Origin of the sequence: Dyella psychrodurans, from assembly GCF_003363265.1 — a bacterium.
GTDB lineage: Bacteria > Pseudomonadota > Gammaproteobacteria > Xanthomonadales > Rhodanobacteraceae > Dyella_B > Dyella_B psychrodurans.
The window spans coordinates 1,236,214-1,259,281 of sequence record NZ_QRBF01000001.1; the positions used below are offsets into that span (position 1 = coordinate 1,236,214).

Annotated in this window: 24 protein-coding genes and 1 riboswitch; of the genes, 14 read left to right on the forward strand and 10 right to left on the reverse strand. The window is 62.6% G+C overall.

Annotation, left to right across the window (positions count from 1 at the left end; all coding sequences use genetic code 11):
- Window positions 1-5 precede the first annotated feature (5 nt).
- The 5 genes from DWU99_RS05915 to DWU99_RS05935 all read left to right on the forward strand — a co-directional run bounded on the left by DWU99_RS05915 (window position 6) and on the right by DWU99_RS05935 (window position 4,046).
- On the forward strand, window positions 6-1,109 hold the full coding sequence (locus DWU99_RS05915) for a glycosyltransferase family 9 protein (protein ID WP_158543241.1): 1,104 nt from the start codon (window positions 6-8) through the stop codon (window positions 1,107-1,109).
- A 31-nt stretch (window positions 1,110-1,140) separates the two neighbouring features.
- A riboswitch (Fluoride riboswitch) is annotated at window positions 1,141-1,216 on the forward strand.
- Window positions 1,217-1,290: 74 nt separating this feature from the next.
- The gene (crcB, locus tag DWU99_RS05920; RefSeq protein ID WP_425476800.1) at window positions 1,291-1,671 is read left to right on the forward strand and encodes a fluoride efflux transporter CrcB; all 381 of its coding nucleotides are present in this window, start codon (window positions 1,291-1,293) and stop codon (window positions 1,669-1,671) included.
- 18 nt (window positions 1,672-1,689) lie between these two features.
- Window positions 1,690-2,052 (forward strand): DUF190 domain-containing protein, encoded by a 363-nt coding sequence (locus DWU99_RS05925; protein ID WP_115477032.1) that lies wholly within the window; start codon window positions 1,690-1,692, stop codon window positions 2,050-2,052.
- Window positions 2,049-3,167 carry a cyclopropane fatty acyl phospholipid synthase gene (cfa, locus tag DWU99_RS05930; RefSeq protein WP_115477033.1) on the forward strand — a complete coding sequence of 373 codons (1,119 nt, stop codon included), beginning with the start codon at window positions 2,049-2,051 and terminating at the stop codon, window positions 3,165-3,167. The genes DWU99_RS05925 and cfa overlap by 4 nt, the downstream gene beginning before the upstream one ends.
- A gap of 6 nt (window positions 3,168-3,173) precedes the next feature.
- The gene (locus DWU99_RS05935) at window positions 3,174-4,046 is read left to right on the forward strand and encodes a TraB/GumN family protein (protein ID WP_115477034.1); all 873 of its coding nucleotides are present in this window, start codon (window positions 3,174-3,176) and stop codon (window positions 4,044-4,046) included.
- A gap of 9 nt (window positions 4,047-4,055) precedes the next feature.
- On the opposite strand, the gene DWU99_RS05940 is transcribed toward DWU99_RS05935, so the two are convergent.
- Window positions 4,056-4,454 (reverse strand): hypothetical protein, encoded by a 399-nt coding sequence (locus DWU99_RS05940; RefSeq protein WP_115477035.1) that lies wholly within the window; start codon window positions 4,452-4,454, stop codon window positions 4,056-4,058.
- Window positions 4,455-4,626: 172 nt separating this feature from the next.
- Between DWU99_RS05940 and parC the strand changes: the two genes are divergently transcribed.
- From parC to DWU99_RS05975, 7 genes are all read left to right on the forward strand, one after another.
- The gene (gene parC / locus DWU99_RS05945; protein WP_115477036.1) at window positions 4,627-6,867 is read left to right on the forward strand and encodes a DNA topoisomerase IV subunit A; all 2,241 of its coding nucleotides are present in this window, start codon (window positions 4,627-4,629) and stop codon (window positions 6,865-6,867) included.
- A 114-nt stretch (window positions 6,868-6,981) separates the two neighbouring features.
- Window positions 6,982-7,467: a hypothetical protein gene (locus DWU99_RS05950; RefSeq protein ID WP_115477037.1), complete on the forward strand. Its 486-nt coding sequence runs from the start codon at window positions 6,982-6,984 to the stop codon at window positions 7,465-7,467.
- A 138-nt stretch (window positions 7,468-7,605) separates the two neighbouring features.
- Window positions 7,606-8,445: an alpha/beta hydrolase gene (locus DWU99_RS05955; RefSeq protein ID WP_115477038.1), complete on the forward strand. Its 840-nt coding sequence runs from the start codon at window positions 7,606-7,608 to the stop codon at window positions 8,443-8,445.
- A gap of 9 nt (window positions 8,446-8,454) precedes the next feature.
- A complete protein-coding gene (locus tag DWU99_RS05960; protein WP_115477039.1) occupies window positions 8,455-8,814 on the forward strand; it encodes an EamA family transporter in 360 nt (119 codons plus the stop codon).
- Entirely contained in the window at window positions 8,811-9,260 is a 450-nt protein-coding gene (locus DWU99_RS05965; RefSeq protein ID WP_115477040.1) for a DMT family transporter, read from the forward strand. Before DWU99_RS05960 ends, DWU99_RS05965 begins: the two co-directional genes overlap by 4 nt.
- Before the next feature lie 256 nt (window positions 9,261-9,516).
- The gene (locus DWU99_RS05970) at window positions 9,517-9,771 is read left to right on the forward strand and encodes an acyl carrier protein (protein ID WP_115477041.1); all 255 of its coding nucleotides are present in this window, start codon (window positions 9,517-9,519) and stop codon (window positions 9,769-9,771) included.
- Window positions 9,772-9,775: 4 nt separating this feature from the next.
- Entirely contained in the window at window positions 9,776-10,990 is a 1,215-nt protein-coding gene (locus tag DWU99_RS05975; RefSeq protein ID WP_115477042.1) for a beta-ketoacyl-[acyl-carrier-protein] synthase family protein, read from the forward strand.
- A 12-nt stretch (window positions 10,991-11,002) separates the two neighbouring features.
- On the opposite strand, the gene DWU99_RS05980 is transcribed toward DWU99_RS05975, so the two are convergent.
- Window positions 11,003-11,491, reverse strand: a complete 489-nt coding sequence (locus DWU99_RS05980) for an NUDIX hydrolase (protein WP_115477043.1) — start codon at window positions 11,489-11,491, stop codon at window positions 11,003-11,005.
- Window positions 11,492-11,585: 94 nt separating this feature from the next.
- Here DWU99_RS05980 and DWU99_RS05985 point away from each other — a divergent pair, with 94 nt between their 5' ends.
- Entirely contained in the window at window positions 11,586-12,398 is an 813-nt protein-coding gene (locus DWU99_RS05985; RefSeq protein WP_233510889.1) for a phosphodiester glycosidase family protein, read from the forward strand.
- Window positions 12,395-14,809, forward strand: coding sequence for a penicillin acylase family protein (locus tag DWU99_RS05990; RefSeq protein WP_115477045.1), 2,415 nt, complete (start codon window positions 12,395-12,397; stop codon window positions 14,807-14,809). Before DWU99_RS05985 ends, DWU99_RS05990 begins: the two co-directional genes overlap by 4 nt.
- A gap of 50 nt (window positions 14,810-14,859) precedes the next feature.
- Here the strand turns inward: DWU99_RS05990 and DWU99_RS05995 are convergent, their stop codons facing one another.
- The 8 genes from DWU99_RS05995 to map all read right to left on the reverse strand — a co-directional run bounded on the left by DWU99_RS05995 (window position 14,860) and on the right by map (window position 22,830).
- Entirely contained in the window at window positions 14,860-15,510 is a 651-nt protein-coding gene (locus tag DWU99_RS05995) for an MAPEG family protein (RefSeq protein ID WP_115477046.1), read from the reverse strand.
- A 29-nt stretch (window positions 15,511-15,539) separates the two neighbouring features.
- Window positions 15,540-16,691, reverse strand: coding sequence for a succinyl-diaminopimelate desuccinylase (gene dapE, locus DWU99_RS06000; RefSeq protein ID WP_115477047.1), 1,152 nt, complete (start codon window positions 16,689-16,691; stop codon window positions 15,540-15,542).
- A 5-nt stretch (window positions 16,692-16,696) separates the two neighbouring features.
- Window positions 16,697-17,056: a Spx/MgsR family RNA polymerase-binding regulatory protein gene (locus DWU99_RS06005; protein ID WP_115477048.1), complete on the reverse strand. Its 360-nt coding sequence runs from the start codon at window positions 17,054-17,056 to the stop codon at window positions 16,697-16,699.
- Window positions 17,053-17,826 carry a ceramidase domain-containing protein gene (locus tag DWU99_RS06010; RefSeq protein WP_115477049.1) on the reverse strand — a complete coding sequence of 258 codons (774 nt, stop codon included), beginning with the start codon at window positions 17,824-17,826 and terminating at the stop codon, window positions 17,053-17,055. The genes DWU99_RS06005 and DWU99_RS06010 overlap by 4 nt, the downstream gene beginning before the upstream one ends.
- 11 nt (window positions 17,827-17,837) lie before the next feature.
- Complete coding sequence (dapD, locus tag DWU99_RS06015; protein ID WP_115477050.1) at window positions 17,838-18,665, reverse strand: 2,3,4,5-tetrahydropyridine-2,6-dicarboxylate N-succinyltransferase; 828 nt, start codon at window positions 18,663-18,665, stop codon at window positions 17,838-17,840.
- 82 nt (window positions 18,666-18,747) lie between these two features.
- Window positions 18,748-19,251, reverse strand: a complete 504-nt coding sequence (locus DWU99_RS06020; protein WP_115477051.1) for a PepSY domain-containing protein — start codon at window positions 19,249-19,251, stop codon at window positions 18,748-18,750.
- Between the two features lie 85 nt (window positions 19,252-19,336).
- A complete protein-coding gene (gene glnD / locus DWU99_RS06025; RefSeq protein WP_115477052.1) occupies window positions 19,337-21,979 on the reverse strand; it encodes a [protein-PII] uridylyltransferase in 2,643 nt (880 codons plus the stop codon).
- Window positions 21,980-22,065: 86 nt separating this feature from the next.
- Entirely contained in the window at window positions 22,066-22,830 is a 765-nt protein-coding gene (gene map / locus DWU99_RS06030; protein ID WP_115477053.1) for a type I methionyl aminopeptidase, read from the reverse strand.
- Window positions 22,831-23,068: the final 238 nt, after the last annotated feature.

Genomic DNA, 23,068 nt, shown 5'->3' on the forward strand with positions numbered 1-23,068 from the left:
CCATCGTGCTGAAGAACACGCGTTACTACGACCCCATCAACGACTTCCGGCGCCGCGTGGCGCGCCGGCTCATGCGCATGGTCTTCGGCAACCACGGGCAGCCCACCTCGGAGCCGCTGCCGGCCAAGGGGGTCTATCGCATCCTTGTCTGCCATGTCAGCCACAGCCTCGGCAATACGCTGTTGCTGACGCCGTTGCTGTCGGAGCTGGAGAAGGTTTACCCCGCCGCGGAAATCGACATCCTTACGCGCAGTCCGATCGCGGACGAGGTCTACGGCCGGTTCTTCAACGTGCAGCGCATCTTTCGTCTTCCTGCACATGGCGTGGGACATCCGTTTCAGTTCTGGGGCACCATGCGCCGCATGCGCAAGATTCGCTACGACCTGGCGATCGATGCCGATCCCTTGTCGCAGACGGGCCGCCTGCTGATGCTGCTGTCCAACTCGACGTATACGCTCGGCTTCAGCAGCCCGAAGAAACACGGCGAAATCACGCACGCCGTTCCATTGCCGCCGAATATCGAGAGCAAAGGCCGTCGTCCGGTCTATCTGTTGCGCAGCGCGATGGGAAACGACATCGCGGCCGATTATCCCGTTCCGGATATCCGTCTCGGCGCCGTCGAACGCGAACAAGGGCGCGCAGCACTGACCCGCTCCCTCGCTGCCGCGGGCATCGAGTCGCCCGGCCACGGCATCATCGGCATTTTCGCCAACGCCACCGGCCCCAAGTTGCTGGGCGAAGCATGGTGGACGCGTTTCATCCAGGTACTGGAAGCGCAGCACCCGGAACATCGCATCGTGGAGATTCTGCCCGCATCCGGCCAATCGATGCTCAGCTCGAAGTATCCGGCGTACTACTCCAGCGATCTGCGCAAGCTCGCCAGCGTGCTCTCCGGTTTGGCCGTCTATATCAGCGCCGACTGCGGGATCATGCATCTGGCCTGCGCCTCGGACGTACCGACGATGGGCATCTTCACCGCGACCAGCGCGTCCGAGTGGGGTCCCTACGGACCGGGCAGGCATGTCATCGCCGGCTACGAGAAGTCGCCGGAAGACATTGCGCGGATGATCGCCGCCATGCCCGAGCTCACGACCGGAACCCGCATTTGACCTGACCCCACCGGCATCGGCTAGCATGCCGCTTCATGAGGGAGATGGCATGCCTCCCGCTCCCGCGCGGAGCGAACCACCGAAAGGTTGATGATGCCTGCACCACCGGTTTCCGGCGGCGCGGGCGTGCCTGTTGCCGTGGAAAAGATCCATCGCAATCAGGAGACGATACAACGTGAGCATGACTGGATTCCTCGCCGTCGGCCTCGGCGGCGCACTCGGTTGCTGGCTGCGCTGGATTCTCGGCGTGCTGCTCAATCCGATCTTCCCCACCGTTCCCCTGGGTACGCTCGCGGCGAACCTGAGCGGCGGCCTGATGATGGGCTGCATGATGGGCATCTTCGAGCACTTCCAGACGCTGCCGCCCGAATTGCGGTTGCTCATCATGACCGGCTTTCTCGGCGGCCTGACGACATTTTCGACGTTCTCCGCCGAAGCCGACACCTTACTGCTGCGCGGACAATATCTGTGGTTCGGCGCGCATGTGGCCGTGCACTTGTTCGGCAGTTTGGCCATGACCATCCTGGGCATCTTCCTGACGCGCGGCCTGCTGCGCCACTGAAACGGAGTCGGCAACGTCATGAGTAACGAAACCTCCTTCGGCACGCATCCGGCCAATGGCGTCTTCCTGCGGTTTTATACGCACGTGCACGCCAAGCACGATGGGCTGCTCATTTCCGAATGGTTGTTGGGATTGGCCAAACGACACCAATTGGGCGGCGGCTCGGTATTCCGCGCCACGGCGGGATTCGGGCGACATGGCGTCGTGCACCACGAAGCCTTTTTCGAACTCGCGGACGACCTTCCGCAGAAAATCGAATTCCTGCTCAGCGAACAGCACGCACAAACTCTTTTACAGCTCGTCCGTGATGCTGGCGTTAACCTCGTTTATGCATGGTCGCCGGTACACTTCGGCATATTGGGCAAGGATCGACATGCATGAGCCAGCAATCCCTGAGGCAACGCGCGGCCGAACTGCTTGAGATCGCCGGCGTGCACATCGACGGACGCGCCACGACCGACATCCGTGTCCACGACGAGCAACTTTATGCGCGCGTCTTCGCGCACGGATCGCTGGGTCTAGGCGAAGCCTACATGGACGGCTGGTGGGACGCCGAAGACCTGCCCGGCTTCTTCACCAAGATCCTGTCCACGCATCTGGACGAGCACCTCAAGACACTCGATACGCTGATCGCGCATCTGAAAGCGCGCTTCGTCAACATGCAACGCGGCCAGCATGCGTTCGACATCGGCAAGGTGCATTACGACCTCGGCAACGATCTGTTCAAGGCCATGCTCGGCAAACGCATGATGTATTCCTGCGGTTACTGGGCCGAGGCGACCAATCTGGATGATGCGCAGGAAGCCAAGCTCGACCTGATCTGCCGCAAACTGCGACTGAAACCCGGCATGAAGGTGCTGGACGTCGGCTGCGGCTGGGGCGAGGCGCTGAGGTTTGCGGCGGAACGCTACGGCATAAGCGGCGTCGGCATCACCGTGTCCAACGAACAGGCGGAACTCGCGCGCGAACTGTGCCGCGGCCTGCCGATCCAGATCCGCTTGCAGGACTACCGCGAACTCGACGAACCGTTCGACGCCATCATGTCCATCGGCATGTTCGAGCATGTCGGCGGAAAGAATTACCGGGAATACTTCGAGGTCGCGCGCCGCTGCCTGAAGGATGACGGCTTGTTCCTGCTCCACTGCATCGGCACCAACCAGTCGCCGGGACGGCCCGATCCCTGGATCGAAAAATACATTTTCCCCAACTCGATGATTCCTGCGGCCAGCCAGGTTGCCGCCGCGTTGGAAGGTTTGTTCGTGGTCGAAGACTGGCATAACTTCGGAACCGACTACGATCGCACGCTGATGGCCTGGCGTGCTAACGTCGATGCGGCATGGCCCGCGCTTTCGGCGCGTTACGACGAACGTTTCCATCGCATGTGGCGTTTCTATCTGGCGGTATCGGCCGCCGTTTTCCGCAGCCGGCGCAATCAGCTCTGGCAACTTACCCTGAGTCCGCACGGCGTGCCCGGCGGCTATCGCGTTCCTCGCTGAGGCATCATGCGCACCTATCGCCGTTTTCTCGTCGCACTGCTTCCCCTGCTTTTCCTGCTGTGCGGCAACGTGTCGGCGCATCCTGCGCTGTGGCAGATCAAGAGCGGAAACAGCACCATCTATCTCTTCGGCACCGTGCATTTGTTGCCGAACGATACCGATTGGCATTTTCCGGCGTTGAACCAGGCGCTGGCGCAAAGCCAGACGCTCTACATCGAACTCATTGACGACGATCAGGCGAACATGGCCTCGCTTGTGATGCAGTACGGCCTGGACACGGCACATCCGCTTTCCACGCAGCTGACCGAAAGCGACAACGCCGCACTGGCCCGGGCCGCGCAACTGGCCGGATTGCCCGGCGGCGCAGCGACCTTGCAGCCCATGAAGCCATGGCTGGCCGCACTGACACTATCCGTAGCACCCCTGCTGAAAGCCGGCCTCGATCCGGCCGAAGGCGTGGACAAGCAGCTGAAGTTGCAAATGACCAACGCAGGCAAACCCGTGCACGGGCTGGAAACTGCGCAGCAGCAGATCGAGTTTCTCGCCGACCTGCCCAACTCGCTGCAACTGGCCTTTCTGCGCGATACCTTGCGCGACACCGACAAGGACGCCGCCGAACTGCGCTCCCTGGTCGACGCGTGGAAACAGGGCAATGTCGCCGCCATTGCCAAGCTCGAGAACGATGAGCTGAAAACCCAGGAACCCGCGCTCTATCAGGAACTGCTCGTCCAGCGAAATACAAACTGGGCCGCGAAGATCAAGGACATGCTCAAGCAGCCGGGCACCGTGTTCGTTGCCGTGGGCGCCGCGCACCTGGCCGGTCCGGACAGCGTGCAGGCCCAGTTGGCGAAACTGGGCATCACCGTTCAACCGGATTGAAGTACGCGATCAGAAATGCGCCGTCACCGGCTTCGGCGACAGCGGCAGGCGCGGGATGTGGATGGTGTAGGCATCCATTTTCCCGAGATCCACGTACGAGGCCGTCAGCGCCGTACCGTTGAAAGCGACGTCGACGCGATAAACGTGTCCTGCTTCCACGTTGTCGATCTTGAACCAGGGACGGTTGACCAGATGCGAGTTGGAGAGCGTGAGCTTGATCACGCGGGTACCCGGCAAGACGCGCACCCAGGGTGTCTTGCCGCCGTCCCAGCGGGTCCAGGTGCCCACATCGTCCACGCCCGTAATGCCGCATATGTATTGCGGCTGCTCCGCACAGGCGACGATCGCGGTATCGGACTGCGCATGATCCTTGTCCTTGTAGCCGCGGATGGGGTGCCTGCCACCCATGAGGGCGCATCCCGCGATCAGGACGCAAGCCGCCGCAACGGCCACTGAGCGTTGAAATGGCATGGTTCGAGGCTACCCCACAATGCTTGCGCTCCGGGCATTCTAGCCGAACGCGCCCGCCATCTGGCACCATCCTCCCGCCCACGGCGCCCCTGCGCCCAGATGATTACCCATGAACCTGCAAGCCAATTACGAACAGATCCCGCTCAAGGAATACGCCGAGCGGGCCTATCTCGATTATTCGATGTACGTGGTGCTGGACCGTGCCCTGCCCTTCGTCGGCGACGGCCTGAAGCCGGTACAGCGCCGCATCGTCTACGCGATGAGCGAACTGGGTCTGGCTGCAAGCGCCAAGCCGAAGAAATCCGCGCGCACCGTCGGCGACGTGATCGGCAAATTCCATCCGCACGGCGACAGCGCCTGCTACGAGGCGATGGTGCTGATGGCGCAGCCGTTCTCGTATCGCTATCCGTTGATCGACGGCCAGGGCAACTTCGGTTCGCCGGACGATCCAAAGAGCTTCGCGGCGATGCGTTACACCGAATCCAAGCTCAATCCGATCGCCGACGTATTGCTGGGCGAACTGGGCCAGGGCACGGTGGATTTCGTGCCGAACTTCGACGGCACGCTGGAAGAACCGAGCTGGTTGCCCGCCCGTCTGCCACATGTGCTGCTCAACGGCTCGATGGGCATCGCTGTCGGCATGGCCACCGACATTCCGCCGCACAACCTGCGCGAAATCACCAGCGCCTGCATTCGCCTGCTGGACGATCCGGACGCCACCATTGCGGATCTGTGCGAACACGTGCGCGGGCCGGATTATCCGACCGAGGCGGAAATCATCACGCCGCGTAACGAACTGATGGCGATGTATCAGACGGGCAACGGCTCCGTTCGCGCCCGCGCTGTCTACACGCACGAAGACGGCAACACCGTGATCACCGCGCTGCCGCATCAGGTGAGCCCGTCCAAGATCCTCGAGCAGATCGCCGCGCAGATGCGCGCGAAGAAACTGCCGATGCTGGAAGACCTGCGCGACGAATCCGATCACGAGAATCCCATCCGTCTCGTGCTGGTGCCGCGCTCGAACCGCGTCGACGCGGACGAGATGATGCAGCACCTCTTTGCTACCACGGATCTGGAAAAGAGCTTCCGCGTCAATCTCAACATGATCGGCCTCGATGGCCGCCCGCAGGTGAAGGATCTCAAGCGCATCCTCACCGAATGGCTGAGCTTCCGCATCGATACGGTGACGCGTCGCCTCAGCCATCGCCTGGCCAAGGTCGAGCGCCGCCTGCATCTGTTGGAAGGTCTGCGCATCGCCTACCTCAACCTCGACGAAGTGATCCGCATCGTCCGCACCGAGGACGAACCCAAGCCGGTGCTGATGGCGCGCTTCAAGCTCAGCGAGGAGCAGACCGATTACATCCTCGAAACCAAGCTGCGCCAGCTGGCGCGCCTGGAGGAAATGAAGATCAACGCCGAGCGCGATCAGCTCGAAGAAGAGCGCGCCAAGATCAACGTGCTGCTGAAATCGCCAGCCAAGCTCAAAGGCCTGATCAAGGAAGAACTGCGCGCCGACGCCGCCAAGTACGGCGATGATCGTCGCTCGCCGCTGATACAGCGCGAAGCCGCGCAGGCGCTGGACGAAAGCGCCTTGGTCGCCAGCGAGCCGGTCACCGTGGTGTTGAGCCAGAAGGGCTGGATCCGTGCCGCGAAGGGACACGACATCGATGCCGAAGGGCTCTCGTACCGCGAAGGCGATAACCTGCTCGCCACGGTGAAAACGCGCACGACGCAGCAGGTAGCCGTGATCGACTCCACCGGCCGCAGCTACTCCACGCCCGCTCATACCCTGCCCTCCGCGCGCGGCAACGGCGAGCCGCTGACGGGTCGCTTCACGCCACCTGCCGGCGCGCGCTTCGACGCCATCACCGCCGGTGACAACGACACGCGCCTCGTGCTCGCCACCGACTTCGGCTACGGCTTCGTGACGCGCTTCGAAGCGCTCACCGGCCGCAACAAGGCCGGCAAGCAGATCATCACCCTGAGCGACGACTCACATGTGCTTGCGCCGCAGGTAAGCGCCGATCCGGCACGCGACCGCATCGTGGTCGTCACCACCGAAGGTCACCTGCTGATGTTCTCGGTCGCCGAACTGCCGGAACTCGACAAGGGCAAGGGCAACAAGCTGATCGAGATTCCGAAAGCGAAGCTGGGCAGCGGCGAAGAACGCGTGGCAGGTGTCGCGGTAGTAACGGAAGGCAAAGGCGAAGTCACGCTGTTCGCCGGCCAGCGCAAGTTGACGCTCAAGTGGTCCGACCTGGTGGAGTACGGCGGCAACCGCGCCACACGCGGCGGCCTTCTGCCGCGCGGCCTGCGTCGCGTGGAGCGGATCGAAACGACCGGCTGACGGCTTGAAAGGAACTTCGGTGAACCGCAAGTCATCCAAGGGGCATGTGCACGGCAGGGCCCTGCCGTGCGTTAGATGCATACATCCCCGGCGTCACGCCCCACCGGAGCAACTATGAACAGACGAGCCATTACCGCCCTGACTACAAGCCTGCTGGTCACCGCGGCATGGGCGCAATCGGCCAGTCAACCGTTGAACCTGAAGCTGCCACCCAACAGCAGCACAGCTTCAGCGGCGCCTGCCAAGCCGCAGCCAGCCAGCGCTTCGTCCAGCCAGCCCAATCCCAGCGCCATCACGATCAACGGCGCGCAACCCACCGCGAGCAACGCGCCCGGCGTTTATTACGGCGATCACAGCGGCGCGCGCGGTGGCGACACCGCCCAAGCGGGTGCTCCGACGTGTGACGACTCCACCTACAACAAGCCCCAGGTTCATGGCGACGTTGGCGTGGGCGTAGTCGGCGGCAGCCATATCGGTACCGGCAGCTACCAGTCGGGGAATGTCAGCGTGGTGCAGAACACCGGCAGTTGTGACCATCCCACGGGCTCGGTGGGTATTTCGATCGGCGTAAGCAGGTTTGGCGGGTTCAACGGTCACTGAGAGGGCCGTTAGCTTGAGTTAGCGGATTGCGTACTTGCGCCCTCCTGGCAGCCCTTGCACCCAGGCCGAAAGCGCATGGAAAGCCACCCCCCGCAGACTGTCGGACCATTCCGCCGTTAGTCCTGCGTTGAGCTCCCAGTGATCCAGAATGTTGAATTCCGCTTCGAAGGCGGCCGTTGCGGTGTCCTTCTCATTCACGGATTGACCGGCACTCCCACCGAAATGCGCCTGGTCGGCAAGGGGCTGAGCAACGCCGGCTTCAGCGTCTACGGCATGCAGTTGGCGGGGCATTGCGGCAACGTGCAGGACTTGACCTCCACCGGCTGGAAAGACTGGTACGCGAGCGTGGAAGCCGCGGCGGAATCCTTCCGCCATGAGGTCGATCACCTGTTTGTGGCGGGCCTGTCGATGGGCGGCATCCTCGCATTGAAGCTCGCCGCCGAACGTCCCGAGTGGATCCGCGGCGTGGGTGTCTACGGCGCCACATTCCGCTACGACGGCTGGGCGATACCGTGGTACGGGCGCTTTTCCTTCATGTTGCCGCTCCTGCATCGCCTTGGTATCGGCAAGCACCGCATGGTGCATGAAAACGAACCTTACGGTTTGCGCGACGAACGCCTGCGCGCACAGATCAGCGGCTTGATGCTGGGTGGCGACAGCGCCGCGGCAGGCCTGCCCGGCAACCCGTGGCCGTCGCTGGCGGAGATGTACAACATGGCCGCCGTGGTGCGGCGCGAGTTGCCGAAGGTGACGGCGCCATGCCTGGTTGCGCATGCCACCGAGGATGACATCGCCAGCGTGGAAAATGCCTATCTCGTGGCGCGCTCGGTGTCGGGTCCGGTGGACATGCTGTTGCTGGAAGACAGCTACCACATGATCACCATCGATCGCGAGCGTCGCACGCTGATCCATCGCTCCGCCGAATTCTTCTCCAAGGTCGCCGCCAGCTGGGCACCTAGCGCACGCGCCATCGCCTGAGGAGAACGCGTGTCTCCTCTCGTCGCCACGCTGTGGCTGGTCAACGTGACGCTCGACACGGGCGGCCAGCTTGCCTTCAAGGCCGCCGCCAGCGATCCGCGTGCCGGCGACGGCCTGGCGCGCTGGCGCTACATGGCAAGCAGGCCGTGGATCTGGCTAGGCATTCTGGCCTACCTCACGCACCTGCTGTCGTGGATCGCCTTCCTTTCGCTGGTGGACTTGTCCCAGGGCGTGCTGCTGGCATCGATCAACATCGTCGCGATCATGATCGCCGGCCGCCTGTTGTTTCGCGAAAAGCTGACGCCGCTGCGTGTCGCGGGCATTCTTCTGGTGAGCGCGGGCGTGGCGATCGTGGGGATGAGCGGATGAACACCTCGGTACGCACGTGGCGCTTCTATCTGTCCGGCTTTGCCTTTTTGCTGGCCTTCGATACGGTCGTGCAGCTCAGTTTCAAGTACGCCGGCGCACACGCCTTTCCGCCGGAAGCGAGTTGGGCGTGGATGGTTCGCATCTTCGGCCATCCGTGGATCTACATCGCGCTCATCGGCTACGTCGGCAACTTTTTCACCTGGATGAGTCTGCTCAAGCACGCACCGATCGGTCCGGCTTTTGCCGCAACACACTTGGACGTGGTCACCGTGATGTTCGCCTCGGCGTGGTTGTTCCATGAAGCGCTGACGCCCACGCGGTTGCTTGGTGCCGGCATCATCGTGCTCGGCATCGTCTGCCTTGCTTTCGCCGAAAGCGGCGCGCATCCGGAACACGACGCGCCGACGGAAGCCAAGGGTGCACTGGGCGTCGCGGCTGGCGACTGAACGAGCTGAATGCCGAGTCCACAACATACTCATCAGTTTGGTAATCGCTGCACGCGCAGGGACGGCTTCACTTCACGCATGCGCGCCGTTGCTCCACCATCGACATAAATCAATCACTTGTCAGGAAAGGCGTGACAAGGTTGGCGAAAGGCAATCTCGGGACGATGCCCGCAAGTAACTGCGCCGGCCCGCCGTCTGGACAATTCGCAGACATTTACGTCACGCTTGTCGCGAGGATTAACCGGGGAAACGATACATGAGCAATGTGCAGCAGGACGTTTTCGAGATCATCGCCAAGCAGGCCAAGATCGACATCGCCACGATCAAGACCGAATCCACGCTCAAGGATCTTGGTGTCGCTTCGCTGGATGCCATCGAAGTGATCTTCGACATCGAGGAACACTTCAACATCAATCTGCCCAATGAAGACACGGATTTCGATGCCGGCACCGTCGGCCATCTGATCGAAGCCGTCGAGCGGCAGCTTGCACAAAAATCAGGTAACAGTTGATTCCATGCGCCGTATTGTGATTACCGGCATGGGCGCCATCTGCGCGCTCGGCCACAACGCCACCGACATCTGGCAGGCCATGACGGAGGGACGCAGCGGTATCGGCCCGATCGGTCATTTCGATACCAGCTCGTTGCGTACGCCTCCCATCGCTGCGGAAATCCACGATTTCGAGCCGCGCGCCTACATCGACGAGGCGCGCCTGCCATTTCTCGATCCGCTGAGCCAATACGCGTTGGTGGCGGCAAACGAGGCTGTTCGTCAATCCGGCCTGGCATTCAGGAACGAACGCGCATCGCGCACGGCTGTCGTGGTGGGCGTCGGTTCCGCTGGCGAAGAAACCCGCGAAGGCCTTTATCAGAAGCTCTACGGCGAACATGCCGGCCGCTTCCATCCGCTGGGGATCGTGCGCATCATGAGCAATGCGCCCGCCAGCCAGATCAGCATGGCGCACGGCATTACCGGACCCACCTTTGTGGTGGCCAGCGCGTGCGCATCGTCCAATCACGCTATCGCGCAAGCCGCGCTGATGATCCGGGCGGGACTGGTCGACAACGCGATCGTGGGCGGTACGGAAGCGTGCATCACACTCGGCATTTTCCGCGCATGGGAGGCCATGCGCGTATTGGCGCCGGATGCCTGTCGTCCTTTCAGCATCAATCGCCGCGGACTTGTGCTGGGCGAAGGCTCGGCCATGTTCGTGCTTGAGACGCTCGAAAGCGCGCAGGCACGCGGCGCCACCATCCTCGCGGAACTCGCCGGTGTCGGCATGAGCGCGGATGCGGGCGACATCGCCGCACCCTCCGATATCGGTGCGGCAGCGGCGATGACTGCCGCCTTGCAGGACGCAGGCATGCAACCCGGCGAGTTCGATTACATCAACGCGCACGGCACGGGCACCGCCGCCAACGATTGCACGGAAACCCGTGCCATCCACAGCGTCTTCGGCGAACATGCGCGTCGACTGGCCATTTCCTCGACCAAGCCCATGCACGGTCATGCGCTGGGTGCCGGTGGGGCGCTGGAATTGGTCGCTACGCTCGGCGCGCTGCGCACCGGCATCGTGCCGCCGACCTTGAATTATCTCGGCCCCGATCCCGCGTGCGATCTCGATTACGTGCCTCACGAAGCGCGTGCCATGCCCGTGCGCGCGGCATTGAGCAATTCGTTTGCCTTCGGTGGACTCAATGCGGTGGTGGCGGTACGGCAAGCTCCGTAACCGCGCGATCGCTCACAATCGCGTGAACGACCACGATTGCATGCGGCCATCCTTGTACGGCATCACGCCGTGGAACGGCCGCGGATCGCCGTCGAACACCAGCGGCAGAAAGTGCCGATCGCCTTCCCACATGGGCAACCCCAAGATGTGATCGACATCGACCCATTCCAGGGTGCCTTCGGGATTCTGCGTATAGGGTTCGCCGCTGAACGTGTCGACGATGAAGATGAAGCCGAGCCAATCCTCGCCCTGCTTGCCGAAACCCGGCCAGTTCAAGGTGCCGCGCAGGTGCATCGATTCGCACTCGATGCCGGCTTCTTCGCGGATTTCGCGGCGCATGCATTCGGCGATGTCTTCGCCGGGCTCCATCTTGCCGCCCAGGCCGTTGTACTTGCCCAGGTGCTGATCGTCAGGCCGCGCATTGCGGTGAATCATCAAGACCTTGCTGCGGTCCGGCGACAGCACATAGCCGAGCGTGGCGACGATAGGTGTGTAAGGCATGGGGCGGCGCACAAGGATGCAAAAGCTGAAGTTTAAGCCTTAAAGGCACAAATTGGTCTTGCATCGGCGACCGCTACCCGGCGACCATCATTGCATGCTCCCGACCAGGCCCGCTCAACGGTTGCGTCGCAACCTGATGCCGATTCTGCTTGCCCTGCTGGGGACGGCCCTGCTGGTGGCGGGCTGCGATTATCAGGTGCACCCGATGGAAAGCCGCGAGGTGTCGTTCCAGGGCCAGGAATTCACCGTGGTCAGCCTGGACCTGCACCGCGAATCGCTCAGCCTTCATTGGCGCAATCCGGACAACGACCAACCCTTCGGCGACATCCAGACGCTGCGCGAATGGGGCGCCGCCAACGGCAAGCGCTTGATGTTCGCCGCCAATGCGGGCATCTACGATCAGTCGTACGCGCCGCTGGGGCTGTACGTGGAGCACGGGAAGACGCTCGTGCCCTTGAACCTTTTCCACGGCAACCCGGCCGCGGGCAATTTTTCCATCCGCCCCAACGGTGTGTTTGCGATCTACGCGGACGGTCATGCCGCGGTGCGCACGAGCACGGATTTCAAGACAGACGGCAAGCCAGCGGACTGGGCCACGCAATCGGGCCCCATGCTGGTGATCGACGGACAGATCAACACACAGTTCCTCGACGATTCCAACAGCACCAAGTGGCGCAGCGGCGTCTGCGCGCACACGCCTTATCAGGTGCTATTCGTGGTGAGCGAATCGCCGGTCAATTTCCACACGTTTGCCTCGCTGTTCCGCGACAAACTCGGCTGCCGCGATGCGCTGTATCTGGATGGCAGCATTTCGCAGTTCTACATCGACGGCACCGGCTATACGGGTGCCCCCACCTTCATGGTCAAGCCCTACGCGGGCATTTTTGCGGTGTTTGCGGACCAATGACTACGAATCGTCGCTTCGGCTGGTTTCGTGCATGCCTGATTTTCATTGTCGTCGTTCTGATCGCTCTTTTCGCCACCGGATGGTGGCTTCTGGCCGGTAGCCGCGCCCAGCTCGACGGCGAGCAGCGCATGGCCGACCTGGGCCATCCCGTCACCATCGAACGCGATGCGCTTGGCACTGCCACGGTGACGGCGCAATCGCGCGACGACATCGATTTCGCGCTCGGCTACCTGCACGCGCAGGAGCGCTTCTTCGACATGGACCTTATGCGCCGCGTTTCGGCGGGCGAGCTGTCCGAGCTGGTCGGGCCTGCCGCGCTGGATACGGATATCCTCCATCGTCGCCATCGCCTGCGCGCCGTTGCGGAAGCTGCGTATGCCGCGATGCCCCCGGCACAGAAACATACGCTTGATCTTTACCGTGACGGCGTGAATGCGGGCCTGGCGCGTTTGCGCGTGCAGCCCTGGGAATACCTGTTGCTGGGCAGCAAGCCGCAACCCTGGCGATCCGAAGACACGCTGCTGGTGATCTCGGCCATGTACCTGGATCTCAACGGCGACGGCCTCGACAAACGCGAACTGGACATCGCGCGCATGCACGCCGTGCTGCCCGATGCACTCGCCAAATTCCTGCTCGCTCCGGATCCGAACTGGGAGGCTCCCTTGAAGGGCGACGTGTCGCAATCGCCCGTGGCTCCCGGTGCGGATGCCTACGATCTTCGTCATGTCGGCAAGCAGACCGATGCGGAAAAAGTCGCCGCAGCATCGAGCGTGAAAGTGGATGAGGCCTTCCCCGGCAGCAACAGCTTCGCCATCGCCGGCAACCTCTCGCACACCGGATCGGCCATGGTGGCCGACGATATGCACCTGACGCTGCGCGTGCCCGACATCTGGTTCCGCGCGCGCCTGCGTTACCCCGACGCCACGGCACCCGACGGCAAGCGCGACGTCGTCGGCGTCACGCTGCCCGGTACGCCTGCCTTGGTGGTGGGTTCAAACGGGCAGATCGCCTGGGCCTTCACCAACAGCTACGGCGACTGGCTCGATTGGGTTCGCGTGCTGCGCGACCCGCACGATTCCACTCGCTACAAGGTGCCGGAAGGTTGGGCCACGATCGAGAAGCACGAAGAGATCATCCGCATCAAGGGCGCACCGTCGCACACGCTCGAAGTGGAGGACACGCGCTGGGGACCGATCATGGCCACCGATACCGACGGCACGCCGCTCGCCCTGGCGTGGATTGCCGACCTGCCCCGCGCTTACAACCTCGCGCTGATGCAACTCGAGCATGCGACCAGTACATCGGCCGCTCTGGATCTCGCACCCACGCTGGGCATGCCGCCGCAGAATTTCGTCGTCGCCGACAACGCCGGCCACATAGGCTGGACCATCGCGGGCAACAGCATCCCGCTGCGCACAGGATTCGATCCGCAACGTCCCTCCGATTGGTCGCAACCGGATACAGGCTGGACCGGCTGGGCCTCTCCCTCGCAGTACCCGCGCATCGAGAACCCCACGGATGGGCGGCTGTGGACGGCCAACAATCGCACCGTCGGTGACGATGATTTGAATCTGCTCGGCAACGGCGGACACGATCTTGGTGCACGCGCTCAGCAAATCCGGGACGACCTGCACGCGCGTGCCGACTTTGGCGCGGGCAATATGCTCGACATCCAGCTCGACGATCACGCTGTCTTTCTCACGCGATGGCAGCAGCTATTGCAGCAGACGCTGCTGGGCCCGCAGAACGGCGACCTCGACCAATTGCGCCAGCTTACGTCCAACTGGCGGAATGAAGCCGCCGTCGACAGTGTCGATTACCGGCTGGTGCATGCGTTTCGCGACGAAGTGCACAAGCTGGCGCTCACGCCATTCGACGCTCAGATCAAGCAGCGATTCCCCGATTTCGAGTGGCCCGGGCCAGGCAACCAGGAAGCGGCCGTGTGGGCGATGATTCAAACGCAACCGGCGAACCTGCTCGATCCGACCTACCACGATTGGCATGCGCTACTGCTGAAGGCTGCGCAAAATGTCGCCGACGACCTCGGCAAGCAACCCGGTGGCCTCGCGGCACGCACCTGGGGCGAGGTCGATCACGCGCAGGTCAATCATCCGCTTTCGCGCGCCCTGCCCGGTTTCCTGGGACGTTTGCTCAACATGCCGGACGACGAATTGCCCGGCGACCACAACATGCCGCGTGTTGCCGCGCCTTCGTTCGGCGCTTCGGAACGCTTCGACGTTGCGCCGGGACACGAAGACCAAGGTATCCTCGAGATGCCGGGCGGACAAAGCGACAACCCGCTCTCGCCGTTCTACGGCGCCGGCCACGAAGATTGGGTGCATGGTCGCCCCACGCCACTCTTGCCGGGAAGCGCGCAGCACACGCTGACGCTGGAACCTGCCTCGGGTTGATTCTCTGCCATGCACGGCCGCTCCACGCGAACCGTCGTGCATGGCCGTCCTCAGTCGGATGAGGGTCGCGAGAAGCTCAGGTACACCAGAAACGCTTCCACCCCGAGAAAGATCGCCCAGATGACTGCTTCGCCGGCGACGCCCGCCACTTCGCGCCCGAAGCGATCGCAGACATAAAGCAGCACCAGCATGCTCTGCACCATGCCAAGCATGCCGGCCGCACGAAAACGCGGCGCAATCTGGTAACCGATCCAGAACGCAAAGCGCGTGACGATCCACACAACGGTTGTCGCAAGCACCATGCGCATCGATCGTCCATTGGCGCAGTAACCGGCCAGCGCCAGCAAGCCGGGAATGAAAATCAGCGTCTGCTCGACGGTGTTCCGCAGGCACCGCTGAGTCACATTCATGCGCGCCGATTCCAATCCGACAAGCGGATTGATGGCCGACGTGTTCAAGCGCAAATGCGCCACCATCTCGACGCCCAATACCAGGCACAGCAATACCGCCACGCAGCAACACTTGATCGCGAACCACAGGCGATTCCATGGATCATCCATGTTGGGAATCGGCGGCGTCAGGGTGGCCACCGCAAACCACAGACCCACTGTAATCGGAGCAGCGATGGAAACGCCAAGCATGACCGTCCGCCGCTCGCTGCGAACATCCACGACACGACCGGCATCGGATTCGACGTTCATGACACACCCTCACTCGAGCGTGAACGACGTTACATCACCAGCATGCGCTCGCAGATCGCGCGATACAAATCCGGAAGACGTTCCAGTTCGGCCACATCCACGCACTCATCCACCTTGTGGATGGTGGCATTGACCGGACCCAGCTCGACGACCTCCGCGCCCAGTGGCGCAATGAAGCGACCATCGGACGTACCGCCTCCGGTGCTTTGTTCCGGCTCGGTGCCGCACAAGTCGCGGCATACCGACACCACCACCTCGCGCAGATGACCGCCTGGCGGCGTCAGAAAAGATTCGCCTGAAAGATTCCACTCGATCGCGTAGTCCAGGCCATGACGAGCAAGAATCGCCTCGGCACGCCTACGTAGATCGTCCGCCGTACTCGCCGTGCTGTAGCGGAAATTGATCAACGCGGTGAGCGAGCCCGGTATCACGTTGTTGGCGCCGGTACCGGCGTTGAGGTTGGATACCTGAAAAGACGTCGGTGGAAAATCCGCGTTGCCCTCGTCCCAGCGCTCGGCAGCCAACGCGGCGAGCGCTGGCGCAAACGCGTGGATCGGGTTGAGCGCTTTCTCAGGGTAGGCCACATGGCCTTGCACGCCACGCACGGTCAACGTGGCGGACAACGAGCCGCGACGGCCGACGCGAATCAGATCGCCGAGTTTTTCCTTGGCGGAAGGCTCACCCACGACGCACCAGTGGATACGTTCTCCGATCGAACGAAAATAGTCGGCGACGCGTCGCACGCCGTCGAGATTGGTGGGACCTTCCTCATCGCTGGTAAGCAGCAGGCCCACGCGGCCTGGGTGATCCGGATGCATCGAGACAAAACGCTCGAGCGCCACCACCATCGCCGCCACGGAACCTTTCATATCCGCCGCGCCGCGACCGTATAGACGGCCATTTCTGACCGTCGGCTCAAATGGGGGACTTTGCCAGGCTTCTTCCGGGCCGCTGGGCACGACATCGGTGTGGCCGAGAAAGATCAGCAATGGACCCTGCCCCGGCGCGTTGTTCGCGCCGTGCGTCGCCCAAAGATTCTCCACGTCGCCATAGCGCAGATGCTCGATGCGAAATCCCACTCGCCCCAGACGCTCGCCGATCGACGCCAGGCAGCCGGCATCTTCAGGCGTCACCGAACGTCGGCGGATCAGGTCTGTGGCGAGATCGAATACTTCGGACATGGCAGTCAGCGTCCAAACAATTTCTTGAAACCGTTATCGGTGAAGCCGACGCTCACCGCACCATCGGCTTGCACGACGACAGGACGGCGAATCAGCGCCGGATACTCCTTCAGCAGCAACGCCCATTCCGGATCGGAGCCCGGATTCTTGCGCTGCGGCAACAGGTTCCGCCACGTGGTGCCGGCCTTGTTGATCAGCTTCTCCCAGCCCCCGAGTTGCTGCGCCCACGTTTTGAGTGTCGCTGGCGGCACCGGATTGGCGCGGTAGTCGACGAACTCGTGCGCGATCTCGAAGCGATTGAGCCAGTTGCGCGCCTTCTTGCAGGTATCGCAATTGGGGAGCCCGTAAAGCGTGGTGACTGTCATCGATCCTGATCCGTCTTGAGTTGTTGTCGCTGCAGCATCCGCAGGATGAAATAAAACGCAGCAGCCGCAACGAGGTGCTTGATGGTATGCCCGCTGATGATGCCGGTCGTCCACCGAAAAATCTCCAGATCGAGTTTTTCGCTGACAAACGCCACCGCGTAGCAGAGCAATGCCGGCCACAGCATACGGCGTTCCGTCCATGGCGTCGGCAACAACGCCATGGCCAGCAGGATCAGCAAAACCGCCCCGCCCTGCGCCAGCAGATAGGGCATCAGGTTGTCGCTGTATTTCCAGTACACCACGCTGCCGACGCCCAACGGCGTGAGCACGAGCAAGAGCAGATCCGATCGCAAACGCAGACGTTCGGCAAAGGTGGCCGCCATCAAGGGCATGAACACCACGGTCATCGGCAACCGGTCCCACACCAACCGCAGGTCCGAAGGCGCCCAGTGGTAGTAAGCGGAACCGAATGCCGTGAAGACCAGGCCAAGGAACATCAAGCCATAGGCATGCCGCGGCGCCGATTCCATGGCACGCACCGCGGGCGCGCGCATGGCCGCAAGGCCGATCAGCCCGACCACCAGAAACATCACGTTCGATGCGACGTTTCCGTAGTTGGGGATGCCCAACCACCCGCGCGTATCTGCAAAGTCGTGATAACTCTGCGGCTGCGCAAACGGGTGCAACACGAAAGCCAGTATCAACAGCAGCGCACCCAGCGCGGCCAGTGCGTAAGCACGACCTCGCATGCGTTGGGCTGGCATTGCCATGGAGCTGTTACTCACTCGCCGCTGCGCAACAGTTCATTGATGCCGGTCTTGCTGCGGGTCTTTTCATCCACCTGCTTGACGATGATCGCCGCATAGAGACTGTGCGTGCCGTCCTTGGCCGGCAGGTTTCCCGCCACGACGACGCTGCCTGCAGGCACGCGACCATAGCTGATTTCGCCGGTGGCGCGGTTGTAGATGCGCGTCGACTGACCGAGAAACACGCCCATGCCGATCACGCTGCCCCGCTCCACCACGACGCCTTCCACCACTTCGGAACGCGCGCCGATAAAGCAGTTGTCTTCGATGATGGTCGGATTCGCTTGCAGCGGCTCCAGCACACCACCAATGCCGACGCCGCCGGAAAGATGAACGCCCGAGCCGATCTGCGCGCACGAGCCCACCGTGGCCCAGGTATCCACCATCGTCCCGGCACCTACGTAGGCACCAATATTCACGTAGCTGGGCATCAGCACCGCATCTTTCGCCACGTGCGCGCCACGACGCACGAGTGCGCCGGGAACCACGCGCGCGCCGAGACCCTGTAGTTCTCCATCGCTGCCGTGCGCGAAACGCAAGGGCACCTTGTCGAACGCAAGCGCCGGGCCGCCGTCGACGACACGGTTCTGATTGATGCGGAAGTACAGCAGCACCGCTTTTTTCAGCCATTGATTGACCTTCCAGCCGCCGTTGCCATCCGGCTCGGCGACGCGCAACTCACCCGATTCGAGCAGTTCGATGACCTGCCCCAGCGCGGGACGCAGGTGCGTTTCGATTTCGCTCTGGCTAAGTTCGGTACGACGCTCGAAGGCATCGTTGATCAGGCTTTCGATGGACTGCATGAGAAATGGCTCGCTTTCGGATCAGTGCTGAAGATTACAACCACGCGCCCCATGGGGACGTGTATTTCGTGTCACGTGCAACTTAGACGAAAGCGAGCACGATGGGCAGCAGAACACCGGCCGCCAGGATGACAGTGATCAACCCGGGTTTGCGGGAATACCGGTATGCCATATACAGGCCGATCAAGGTCGACACGAACAGGCCCAGCGCGACGAACGCAAAGAAGATCTTCAGCAGGATCGGGTGCCGCGCATCGTCGTGCTGGCCATCCGGCTTCACCTGCATCGGTGCGATTGGATTTGCCGCTGCATTCGGCGCAGCGACGACCGGAGGGGCCGGATGGTTATCGGCATCCGCCGGTCGCGCCTTATGCACCGGGACGACCGCGGTCTGCTTCTTGTGCACCTGGGCCAGCGTGACCAGCCATGCCGGCGGCTTGTAATCGCTGCCACGGGTGGTTTCGTGCAGGCTGAAAACCTGCAAACCGCCGGTGAGTGCAAAGAAGAGTAAAGCCGGTGCGATGAAAACACCGACGTAAAGATGAATCTGACGTACGAGCTTGAGAAATTGATGGGATGCGGACATGCGCGTGCGACCTTATCGGCTTGCCAAGCCGAATGGGGAAAAGGGGATTCTCAATGACAGGCCGCTGAAGCGACCCGGCGGGAAATCATTCCTTGGCAGGTCCGATCCGCTCGACTAAAGCCTGCCACAGACGCTGTTGCTGTGTCTCGCCCAGCGGCGCATTGCGGCGGTCGGTCAGCTGGAAGAAGTCTTCCACCCGCTCGCCGAAGGTCGCGATGCGCGCGTCGTGCACACGCACCTCGCAGGCCATCAGGACCTGCGAGACAGCGGCCAGCAATCCTGGGCGGTCGCTGCATACCAGGGCCATCTGCGTGCGTCCGCCCGCCTGCTTGAAATCGATGCGCGGCGCCATCTGGAAGTGCTTGAGGTGACGCGACATGCTGCGGCGAGGCGGCATGATCGGCGCCGATTGCGCGAGCGCGCGCTGCAGGCGCTGATGCAGTTCTTCCGCGCGCTCCTGGCTTGCAGGCCTCTGGTTTTCCGCTTCCAGGAGCAGAAAGGTGTCCATGGCCTTGCCGTCGGGCGAACTGAGTACGCGCGCCTCCATCACGGAAAAATGCAGGCGGTCGAGCATCGCCGTGACGTTGGCGAACAGACCGTCGCGATCAGGGGCGCACACAAACAGTTCGGTACTGCCGCGCACCGACATCGGGTGCACGGCAATCAACGGAAGCTTGCCATCGGCCTTCAGGATGGCGTCCGTCTGCCAGGCGACCTGCTGCGGATGGTGCCGCAGAAAACTGAGATCGGGAAACCCCGCCCACACTTGCGCGACCACGGCTGGATCGTGCCCTTCGGACGTCAATAGCGCCAATGCCTGTTCGCGACAATTCGCGATGCGCGCCGCGGCATCCCGCGACGGTTTGGCATCGCGGCGCAAGGCGTAGCGAGTCGCGGTATAGAGATCCGCGAGCAGGCGATCCTTCCACGCATTCCACAAACGCGGGCTGGTGCCGATGATGTCGGCGATGGTCAGCAGATAGAGTTGACCCAGCCGCTCGCGGCCGGCCACGACTTCAGCAAAACGATGCACGACATCGGGATCGGTGATGTCCTGTCGCTGCGCCGTGGTGCTCATCAGCAAGTGCCAGCGCACCAGCCACGCCACGCGCTCGGTATCGTCTTCCTGCAGGCCGAGCTTCGTGCAGAAGGCGCGCGCATCTTCCTCGCCCAGTACGGAGTGATCGCCGCCGCGACCTTTCGCAATGTCGTGAAACAGCGCAGCCAGCAACAGCACTTCCGGCTTGGGCAAGGTCGACCACGCCTCGCAAGCGAGCGGGAATTCCGCCTGTGTGGCCGGATCGGCGAAACGCGCCACATTCCGCAGCACGCGCAGCGTGTGTTCGTCCACGGTATAGACGTGAAAGAGGTCGTACTGCATGCGTCCGAATACTTGGCCGAACGCAGGCAATATCGCCGCAAGCAGGCCGTGACGATTCATGCGCCACAGCGCATCCACCGCAGGCGCGCCACGCCGCAGCAACTGTAGAAAGGAAACCAGCGCCTGCGGTTCGTCGGCGAGCGCGGTGCCATGTACGGCCGTGGCCTGATGAATGCGCCGCATGGTGTCGGCACTGAAGCCGATCAATCCCTTCTCATCCAGCCGCGCGATGAAGATATCGACCAGCGCAGCCGGGCGTCGCATGAAAAGATCCGGGTCGCGCGCAGCCAAGCGCGCACCGTAACGGATGAATTCCGTACCGACAGGCTGAGGCGCACTCGGTGCCTCGAGCATTTCCTCGAAGCGATCGGCGATCTGGATGCCCAGGCGTTCCACGTGACTCGCCGCGCGGTAATAGCCTTGCATGAACTGTTCGACGCCGAGGTTCTTTTCGTGTTCGTCCTCGAAACCGAGTTGTGCCGCGATACCGCGCTGATAGTCGAACAGCAGGCGCTCTTCCGCGCGCCCTGCTTCCAGATGCAACGCAAAGCGATAACGCCGCAACGTGGCTTCTGCGCGCAGCAAGGTGTCGCATTCGGCGGGATCGAGCAGGCCTTCGCTCACCATGTCGGGAAAATCGTTCGCATGCGCGATGCGCTGTCCAAGCCAGCGCAAGGAATCGAGCGTGCGCAAACCGCCCGGGCCATCCTTGATGTTCGGCTCCAGATTGTTGGCGGTGTCGTCGAAACGCGCGTGCCGTGCGTCGCGATCGGCTAGACGAGCGCGCAGATATTCGCGCGGCGGCCACATGCCGGGCGCGTCGATGATGTTTCGCAGGTGCGCATCAAGCGCAGGATCGCCGGCCAATCGCCGTGCGTCGAGCAAACTGGTGAACACGCTCGCATCCGCCGCGGCCAACGTCTGGCACTGCGCGGGATCGCGCACGGCGTGTCCCACTTTCAAACCGATGTCCCACAGCGTCGCGAAGCATTGCTCCAGTGCGCGCAACCGTGCCGCATCCGATTGCTCGACCAACGCCAGCAGATCGATATCCGAATACGGAAAAAGCAGGCCGCGCCCGAAACCGCCAATGGCAAACAAGGCGGCGTGGCTGACGTCGCCCAGACATGCTGTCCACACATGCGCCACGATGCGCGTGACGGATTCGCCGCGTCGGCGAGCCAACGCCGTGGCATCGGCGCCATCGCGAAAAGCCACCGCGATGGCGCGGTCCAGATCGCCGAGCAACTGCCGCAGCGCGCGTCGCGCCTCGCCGGATACGCCGGAGCGAGGCACTGCAACCGGCAGGCGCGGTATGGGAGGAAGAGGGATGGCGGACAAGGTCATCGGTAGGAGTCTGCTACATCCGCGATCCGGAAACTTACCCTATCGTCATTGGCCCGTTGCGCTGGTCAATGACGACTTCGTGCGGATTACGCATCCGGCCAGGGCGTGAGGATCTCGTAGCCATCATCCGTCACCGCAATGGTGTGCTCCCATTGCGCGGACAAGGAATGATCCTTGGTGACGACCGTCCAGCCATCGGGCAATTGCTTGGTATGCGGCTTGCCCGCGTTGACCATCGGCTCGACCGTGAACGTCATGCCCTTCTGCAGCACCACGCCCGTTCCGGGCTTGCCGTAATGCAGAACCTGCGGCTCGTCGTGGTAGACCTTGCCGATGCCGTGGCCGCAATACTCGCGCACCACCGAAAAGCCCGCCGCCTCGGCGTGCTTCTGGATCGCATGACCGACGTCGCCCAGCGTCGCGCCGGGACGCACGGCCTCAATACCGCGCATCATGGCCTCGTGCGTGGTATCCACCAGCCGCCTGGCCAGCACGCCCGGCGTGCCGACGAAGTACATGCGGCTGGTATCGCCGTGCCAGCCGTCTTTGATCACGGTGACGTCGAGATTGATGATGTCCCCATCCTTGAGCACCTTGCCGGGACTGGGGATGCCGTGGCAGATCACATGGTTGACCGAGGTGCACAAGGTCTTGGGGAACCCGTGGTAGCCCACGTTGGCCGGGATCGCCTTCTGCACGTTCACGATGTGCTCGTAGGCGAGCCGGTCCAGGTCCTCGGTGGTAACGCCCGGCTTGACGTGTTCCTTGAGCAGGGCCAGCACTTCGGCCGCCAGCTGGCCGGCGACGCGCATACCTTCAAGATCTTGGGCGGATTTGAGAGTGATGGTCATGGTTTCACTGTGATATGGCGGCAAAGTCTCAAAAAAACCAGTGACTTGCCGCGAAGTCTCGGCCCCGGCTATAATTTCCGGGTTTTGCAGACCCCATCCAGCCTCTGAGGCTCGATCGGCGCAAAGCGAAGCGGGATTGTAACCGTCTCGCGTTACAAGCCCAACCAATGCCACACACGTATCGGCACCGTCTTCGGGGTGCTGCGTTCGTCCTTCCCAAGCCTCAAGGACAGCGCGG

Excerpts from the sequence above, each read along its gene's own strand:
- crcB (WP_425476800.1), top strand. The coding sequence starts at position 1,291 with ATGACTGGATTCCTCGCCGTCGGCCTCGGCGGCGCACTCGGTTGCTGG.
- DWU99_RS06005 (WP_115477048.1), bottom strand. The coding sequence starts at position 17,056 with ATGACAGTCACCACGCTTTACGGGCTCCCCAATTGCGATACCTGCAAG.
- DWU99_RS05975 (WP_115477042.1), top strand. The coding sequence starts at position 9,776 with ATGCGCCGTATTGTGATTACCGGCATGGGCGCCATCTGCGCGCTCGGC.
- DWU99_RS05940 (WP_115477035.1), bottom strand. The coding sequence starts at position 4,454 with ATGGGTGGCAGGCACCCCATCCGCGGCTACAAGGACAAGGATCATGCG.
- DWU99_RS05995 (WP_115477046.1), bottom strand. The coding sequence starts at position 15,510 with ATGAACGTCGAATCCGATGCCGGTCGTGTCGTGGATGTTCGCAGCGAG.
- DWU99_RS05950 (WP_115477037.1), top strand. The coding sequence starts at position 6,982 with ATGAACAGACGAGCCATTACCGCCCTGACTACAAGCCTGCTGGTCACC.
- DWU99_RS05990 (WP_115477045.1), top strand. The coding sequence starts at position 12,395 with ATGACTACGAATCGTCGCTTCGGCTGGTTTCGTGCATGCCTGATTTTC.
- DWU99_RS05935 (WP_115477034.1), top strand. The coding sequence starts at position 3,174 with ATGCGCACCTATCGCCGTTTTCTCGTCGCACTGCTTCCCCTGCTTTTC.
- DWU99_RS06020 (WP_115477051.1), bottom strand. The coding sequence starts at position 19,251 with ATGTCCGCATCCCATCAATTTCTCAAGCTCGTACGTCAGATTCATCTT.
- DWU99_RS05925 (WP_115477032.1), top strand. The coding sequence starts at position 1,690 with ATGAGTAACGAAACCTCCTTCGGCACGCATCCGGCCAATGGCGTCTTC.
- cfa (WP_115477033.1), top strand. The coding sequence starts at position 2,049 with ATGAGCCAGCAATCCCTGAGGCAACGCGCGGCCGAACTGCTTGAGATC.
- dapD (WP_115477050.1), bottom strand. The coding sequence starts at position 18,665 with ATGCAGTCCATCGAAAGCCTGATCAACGATGCCTTCGAGCGTCGTACC.
- map (WP_115477053.1), bottom strand. The coding sequence starts at position 22,830 with ATGACCATCACTCTCAAATCCGCCCAAGATCTTGAAGGTATGCGCGTC.
- dapE (WP_115477047.1), bottom strand. The coding sequence starts at position 16,691 with ATGTCCGAAGTATTCGATCTCGCCACAGACCTGATCCGCCGACGTTCG.
- DWU99_RS05965 (WP_115477040.1), top strand. The coding sequence starts at position 8,811 with ATGAACACCTCGGTACGCACGTGGCGCTTCTATCTGTCCGGCTTTGCC.
- DWU99_RS05985 (WP_233510889.1), top strand. The coding sequence starts at position 11,586 with ATGCTCCCGACCAGGCCCGCTCAACGGTTGCGTCGCAACCTGATGCCG.
- DWU99_RS05980 (WP_115477043.1), bottom strand. The coding sequence starts at position 11,491 with ATGCCTTACACACCTATCGTCGCCACGCTCGGCTATGTGCTGTCGCCG.
- DWU99_RS06010 (WP_115477049.1), bottom strand. The coding sequence starts at position 17,826 with ATGGCAATGCCAGCCCAACGCATGCGAGGTCGTGCTTACGCACTGGCC.
- glnD (WP_115477052.1), bottom strand. The coding sequence starts at position 21,979 with ATGACCTTGTCCGCCATCCCTCTTCCTCCCATACCGCGCCTGCCGGTT.
- parC (WP_115477036.1), top strand. The coding sequence starts at position 4,627 with ATGAACCTGCAAGCCAATTACGAACAGATCCCGCTCAAGGAATACGCC.
- DWU99_RS05970 (WP_115477041.1), top strand. The coding sequence starts at position 9,517 with ATGAGCAATGTGCAGCAGGACGTTTTCGAGATCATCGCCAAGCAGGCC.